Here is a 6,297-nt window from a genome sequence, read left to right on the forward strand (position 1 = left end):
CTCATCCGTCGCGCGCACGCCGCCCCATAACATGATCAAGCGAAAATTTACCCGCCCCCTTGATCACCAGCATCAGCAACACAAAAACCCACAACATCCGCTGATCAATCAACTGATCGGGCAAGCCGTCAAAAAGCGCGCCCGCCGCCGCACCATGGGCCGTGATATCCACCACGGTCTGCACCGCCACAAACCCGATCATGCCAAGCGCACCGAGGCGCGTAAACAGGCCCAGAACGATCAGAACCGGCAAAATGAATTCTGCCAAAGTCCCGGCAATCACGATGATATGCCACGGGAAAAACGGAATGGCTGCGGTGTCATATAAATACTGATCGGCAATCGACGGCACAATCTGCGCAAACGCCCCGGCACTGGGGAAACTATCCCCCGCCACCTTGGTCATCGCGCTGTTGAAATAATAAGGCAGCAAAATCGCGGCAAACCACAACCGTGCCGAAAGCCCGATGAACCAGCCATCGGTCCGCGCCTCCAGACCACCAAACAGGCTGGCATGCAGGTCGGTCATTCTTTTGATCGCTGTTTGCATTTTTCACTCCCTCAAACCGGCAAACGCACCGACCGCTATCAGTTGGGCGAACGCGGATGTCACATCAAATTGCGGATCACGGGCGATTGCGGCGGCAAAGGCATCGGCAACCGGTGCCTGATCCAAAAGCCTGCCTGCAAAAATCGCCCCGGCATCGTCCAGCAGGATTTGCTGCACCGTCATGTCAGGCCGGGTGATCAGAATATTTTCCCAGCATTGCACAATAGGCCGCTTTTCCGCCCCTTCCTGCTGGCATTGCCAGATCGCATGGATGGGAAAACCGGACCGCACAAGAAAGCAGGCCGAATGACGTACAAAGGCAACCGACGCCAGATCATTCACAATGCCTTGCAGCATTTCCGCCGTGGTCACCGCATCATCGGCCGCATGCAGGGCTTCCAGCCTTGCGCGTTCCAGCCGCGCAATATCGGAAAGATACGGCACCGACGCCGCCGCATCGAAACCATCAATGAAATCGGCAAAACCGGCCCCGTAAAGCGCAAGCGACGCGGTGCGCACCCTCTCGGCCTGGAAAAACGCCTGCCCCATGGCCCGAAAGAAATCCTCACCCACCAGCTTCGCCACCACCGGATAGGCCGCGATTAACGCATCACCGAGCCCGCGATGCACATTGTTGCGATAAATCGCAAACCGTTCCGATATTTCCGGGTCAAGGCCCATGGGCCGCGCCGACGGGTCTACCGCCATCAGGGCGCGGGAAAATTCCGCCTGGAAGGCCCCTGCGTCACTCATGACGCCGCCCGCACGGGATCGGCACCCGAAAACTGCTGAGGACGCCCCTCAAGGTGCAAGTCCGCAAGCGCCGCCTCGGCCCGAAGTGTCGCCCAGTCGGGCACATCATTATCCCATTCAATCAGGGTCGGCCGCGCCCCGATGCGCGCAATCAGGCGATCAAACAGATCCCAGACCGGATCGGCCACCGGGCGCGAATGGGTATCGATCAAAACCTTCTCATTGCTATTGGCATCCGCCTCATGCCCGGCCAAATGGATTTCCCCGATCAGATCACCGGGGATCGCATCAACATAATCGCTGGCATCAAAACCCAGATTACAGGCTGAAATGTAAATATTGTTTACATCAATCAGAAGCCCGCAGCCCGAACGCCGTGCGGCTTCGGTAATAAAATCAATTTCGGGGATCGAATTTTGCGGCAGCGCCAGATAGGACGTCGGATTTTCAATCAGGATTTTACGGCCCGTTGCCGTCTGCACCTCGTCAATCGCCTCAACCAGTTGATCAAGCGACTTTTGAGTCATCGGTGTCGGCAAAAGGTCGGCCATGTAAAGCCCGTCATGACTTGACCATGCAATATGTTCCGACAGCATCGCAGGCTCAAACCGGTCCACCAACCGCTTGAGATCAGCCAGATGATGGGGATCAAGCCTTTCCCCGCCGCCAAGTGACAATCCAACCCCATGCATCGATATCGGATAATCAGCGCGCAATGCCTCAAGCACCGCAAGGCGCGGCCCACCGGCCACCATGTAATTTTCCGGATGTATTTCAAACCAGTCGACCTGTTTTGGCTTGCCGATCACATCATCGGCATGCGCGCCCTTGAAACCGACACCGGCCCGGTCGGGCAATCTGGCGCCATGCGGGTTACCAATCATCGCAAACCTCCCGGAAAAAAGAATATGCCGACCGGCCAGACCGGTCGGCATCATCACATCAGGATTTCGGAAGATCTCGCTCAAGCGCCTCAAGGCTGCCCATCACTTCACGACCATCCGCCGTCGTAAAGCTCATATCCGCACATGTCCCGGCCGGAACCAGCTTCCAGGCATTGCCTTGATAATCAACTTTCGATGTCCCGGCACATGTGGTGCCCGGCCCCGCCGCGCAGTCATTCTGCCCGGCAAGCGATACACCGAAACATTTTTCCTTGGCACCCTGTGCCTGCGCCTGACCAACCGCAGCAAGCGAAACCGCCGCCGAGAGTGCCGCGCCCAGAACCAATGCGTTTTTCATGATGTCATCCTTGTTGCGTGAAACCTGATCGCCGTACTGGCGATGTCTTTTTTGGTAACAGGCGAACGGATCACCGTCATTGCAACTTCGGCACACGAAACATCAAGTCCGTGTGAGAGTTTCCCGGCATTTCATCACGGATGCGTGAAATCATCACCTCACGTGCGTCGAACAAATACCGGACTCGCACCGCAGAATCTCCGACGCGGATAAGCGGACTCCGATATCGGGAATCCGAAATCAGGCGCCGTCAGCCGCCCTAAAATCCGATGAACTTCAATTTCATTTCCATCATTATTATCACTTTCAGGTGATTATCACCCCCCCCTGTCCATAGCCACAATTACTGGCAACAAACACCTCACACGACCACTATAAACCCATCAAGTGACGCCGGATCACACCAAATAAAAATATTTTAAAACAATTAATTACTACCAACTTCACAGTTTTATCCCTCCTGCCGGACGCCTGCATCAGACATGACAAAAACCTCCCCCGCACCACAGATCATCAACACGGAATTTTATTTCAAATTTGATAATTTTGATAAAATTGATAATTTATGTTGCCTCTTTTTACACAGCACCCTATGGAGATTCCTGTTTGCCATAACCCGGTGTCATGGAGGCTCACATGAACAGATCAGCGAAGACATACAGATCCACACAGACGTGCTTAGAAACCAGAATGAACTGCGCAACAATCTGCGCTCGCATTACGACTTCATCGTCTGCGGCGCGGGATCAAGCGGCTGCGTCATTGCCGCACGGCTTGCCGAACGCGAAAACATCCGCGTCCTGCTGCTCGAAGCCGGTGGCGACGATACCGCCCCCTCCGTCATGGAACCTTCTCAATGGCCCGTAAACCTTGGCAGTGAACGTGACTGGAGCTTCATGGGGCAACGCGCCCCATCGCTCAACGGGCGCAGATTGCCGCTCAGCATGGGCAAGGGACTGGGCGGAGGATCAAGCATCAACGTGATGGTCTGGTCGCGCGGCCACAAAGAGGACTGGGACTATTTCGCCGCCAAATCCGGTGATCCGGAATGGGGCTATAAATCGGTTCTGGAATATTATCGCCGCATCGAAGACTGGCAGGGCACACCGGATCCGGCCCGCCGCGGCAAAGGCGGCCCGGCCTATGTCGCACAACCCTCTTCACCGCAACCCATCGCACAGACCATGGTCGATGCCGCTGGTCTTTTGGGCATACCGGTATTCGATAGCCCGAACGGGCGGATGATGGAATGCACCGGCGGGGCGGCGATTGCCGATCTGCGTATCAAGGATGGCAAACGCCAGTCCGTTTTCAGGTCATATACCTACAAGGCCATGCACCAGCCAAACCTGACGGTCCTGACCGGCGCGCTTGTTTCCAGCCTGATATTTGACGGCAACAAGGCCGTCGGTGTCGAGGTCATGCTCGACGGTAAAATCCGACAGTTCCGCGCCACCTGCGAAACGATCCTGTCTCTTGGTGCGGTCAACACCCCCAAAGTGCTGATGCAATCGGGCATCGGTCCCGAGGACGAGCTGAACAGACACGGCATCAAGGTACGTCAACACCTGCCCGGCGTCGGTCAAAACCATCAGGATCACATCGCCTTTGGCTGTACATGGGAATATCGCAAGCCCGAGGACGTCGGCGGCGGCGGATGCGAGGCAACCGTGTACTGGAAAAGCAACTCCCGCCTCCAGCAGCCCGACATCCTTCAATGCCAGCTTGAATTCCCCGTTCCCTCACCTGCCGAAGCAGAATTGGAATCACCCGAACATGGCTGGACAATGTTTGCCGGACTGGCTCAACCCAAAAGCCGCGGACGGCTGCGCCTATCCGGTCCGACCATGTACGATAATATGCTTATCGAACCAAATGCGCTAAGCGCTCCCGAAGACATGACAGCAGCCCTTGCCGCAGTCGAACTATGCCGCGAAATCGGTAACCATTCGGCATTCACCCCGCTGGTTCGCGGCGAAACCGCGCCACGATCACGCAATCATGCTGGCCTTGTCGAATTTGTTCGCAACTCGGCCGTCACATACTGGCATCAATCCTGTACCGCAAAAATGGGCCTCGACAGAATGTCCGTGGTTGACGCCCGGCTCAGAGTCTATGGCATTGAAAATCTTCGCATCGCCGATGCCTCGATCATGCCGCGCATCACGACCGGCAACACGATGGCGCCCTGCGTTGTCATTGGCGAACGTGCTGCAGACATGATCCTTGCCGCGCACGATACGCAACTTGCCGCCGGAATAAAGCAACAGCGCCCTGATCCCTCATAGCCCCCCGCTGTTGCTTTTCGTGAGGCCGGAAAGGTTTTCTTTTCCGGCCTCACACCCTTCATGCCCTTTGATGATCCACACTCACGCCACCGGCACCGGGAAAGACCGCGCAGGCAGCAACCTTCGGCCATAAGGAAGCTTCCTCGCCAGAAGGGCGCAAAAGTAATCCCGCGACGATCAAACCGCCCCGTCAAGCTTTCCATTTCTTGCACTTTTGGCAGATTTTGCTATTTCATTGCTTATAAGAAATGGGTGATTGATGTGAAAGATATCCTGACGACAGCCAAGGCGGCGGAAATTCTGGGCGTATCCATACGCACCGCCCAGCTCTGGGTCGAAAGCGGCCAGCTCCCTTCATGGAAAACCCCCGGCGGGCACCGTCGCATACCGCGCCAGGCGGTCATGGATCTGGTGGAACACAACACGCCCGAACAATACCTGCCGCTAAGCGCCCGGGCCATCATCCTTGCGGGCGAAGGCCGTGCTCCCGACTGGCGCACACATGGCCTGAAGGGATCGGGTCTTTTACTGGACGTCACCGAAGACGCGCTGGAAGCCCGGAAATGGCTCTCCTTTACCTGCCCGATGCTTGTTCTTATTGAAAATGCCGCGTCAGGTAACAACAGGAAACTGCTGGCCGAGCTGCAAGCTGATCAGCGCTTCCGGCAGACAATAATCATCTCATCGGTTGAAAACACGGAAAACACGGAAAAAGCAGTCAAACCCATCGGCCATGAGCGGCTCCAATTGCCCCTCTATCCCGATGTCGCGGCCACCAGTGCTGCAATCCTCAAACATCTGACTGCATCAGCCAAGAAAAGAGCCGCCCCCACGGGCTATCCGCTCCCCTGGAACGAGCGTGTCCGGCTCGAAGCCGTAAGACAGTCCGGCCTTGTCGGCTCCGGCCCGGAGGCAAGCTTTGACAACCTTGTCAATCTGGCCGCATTCGCCACCCGATCGCCGGTTGCCATGTTCACGCTGGTAACCCAGACGGAACAGTGGTTCAAATCCCGCACGGGTTTCGAAGGGGACTCTACCCCGCGCGACTGGGCGTTTTGCAACAAAACCCTTTACGAAAACGACCTGACAGTTATCGAAGACCTGACGAAAGACCCTCATTTTTCGACCAATCCGGCCTTGTCCGAGCCCTTCGGATTTCGCTTTTATGCCGGGGCCCCCGTCCGCGACCCGCTCGGCTTTGCCCTTGGGTCGGTCTGCGTCATAGATAAAATTCCCAGATCATTGAGCCAGCCGGAACGCGATGCGATCTCGACAACCGCCGATGCAGCATCAAACCTGATCCGGCTTCGCGCTCTTGAACGTGAAATCGAACGGCATCGGGAAGTATAACCGCCTTTCGCGCAACCAGACCGGCATGAAACGACAAAACCCCTGACCAAATAAAGGTCAGGGGTTTTTTGAAGTCGTTGAACAGGGAATATGTTTTGCTGTGTTTGGAAGGCC

Annotated in this window: 6 protein-coding genes; 2 read left to right on the forward strand and 4 right to left on the reverse strand. The window is 56.3% G+C overall.

What is annotated here, in order from left to right; translation table 11 throughout:
• Position 1: 1 nt before the first annotated feature.
• Genes TH468_RS09735 through TH468_RS09750 form a run of 4 tightly spaced genes read right to left on the reverse strand, consistent with a single transcriptional unit; the run spans position 2 to position 2,545 of the window.
• On the reverse strand, positions 2-550 hold the full coding sequence (locus TH468_RS09735; RefSeq protein ID WP_085643611.1) for a DoxX family protein: 549 nt from the start codon (positions 548-550) through the stop codon (positions 2-4).
• Positions 551-553: 3 nt separating this feature from the next.
• Positions 554-1,303, reverse strand: coding sequence for a DNA-binding domain-containing protein (locus tag TH468_RS09740; protein ID WP_085643613.1), 750 nt, complete (start codon positions 1,301-1,303; stop codon positions 554-556).
• Positions 1,300-2,187 carry a DUF692 family multinuclear iron-containing protein gene (locus tag TH468_RS09745; RefSeq protein ID WP_168177111.1) on the reverse strand — a complete coding sequence of 296 codons (888 nt, stop codon included), beginning with the start codon at positions 2,185-2,187 and terminating at the stop codon, positions 1,300-1,302. Before TH468_RS09745 ends, TH468_RS09740 begins: the two co-directional genes overlap by 4 nt.
• 58 nt (positions 2,188-2,245) lie before the next feature.
• The gene (locus TH468_RS09750) at positions 2,246-2,545 is read right to left on the reverse strand and encodes a DUF2282 domain-containing protein (RefSeq protein ID WP_085643672.1); all 300 of its coding nucleotides are present in this window, start codon (positions 2,543-2,545) and stop codon (positions 2,246-2,248) included.
• A 674-nt stretch (positions 2,546-3,219) separates the two neighbouring features.
• Here TH468_RS09750 and TH468_RS09755 point away from each other — a divergent pair.
• Positions 3,220-4,833, forward strand: a complete 1,614-nt coding sequence (locus TH468_RS09755; protein ID WP_246832279.1) for a GMC family oxidoreductase — start codon at positions 3,220-3,222, stop codon at positions 4,831-4,833.
• 261 nt (positions 4,834-5,094) lie between these two features.
• Positions 5,095-6,183, forward strand: coding sequence for a helix-turn-helix domain-containing protein (locus tag TH468_RS09760; RefSeq protein WP_168177112.1), 1,089 nt, complete (start codon positions 5,095-5,097; stop codon positions 6,181-6,183).
• Positions 6,184-6,297 lie beyond the last annotated feature (114 nt).

The sequence above is a fragment of the Thalassospira sp. MCCC 1A03138 genome, assembly GCF_002115785.1.
In the GTDB taxonomy this organism is placed as follows: domain Bacteria; phylum Pseudomonadota; class Alphaproteobacteria; order Rhodospirillales; family Thalassospiraceae; genus Thalassospira.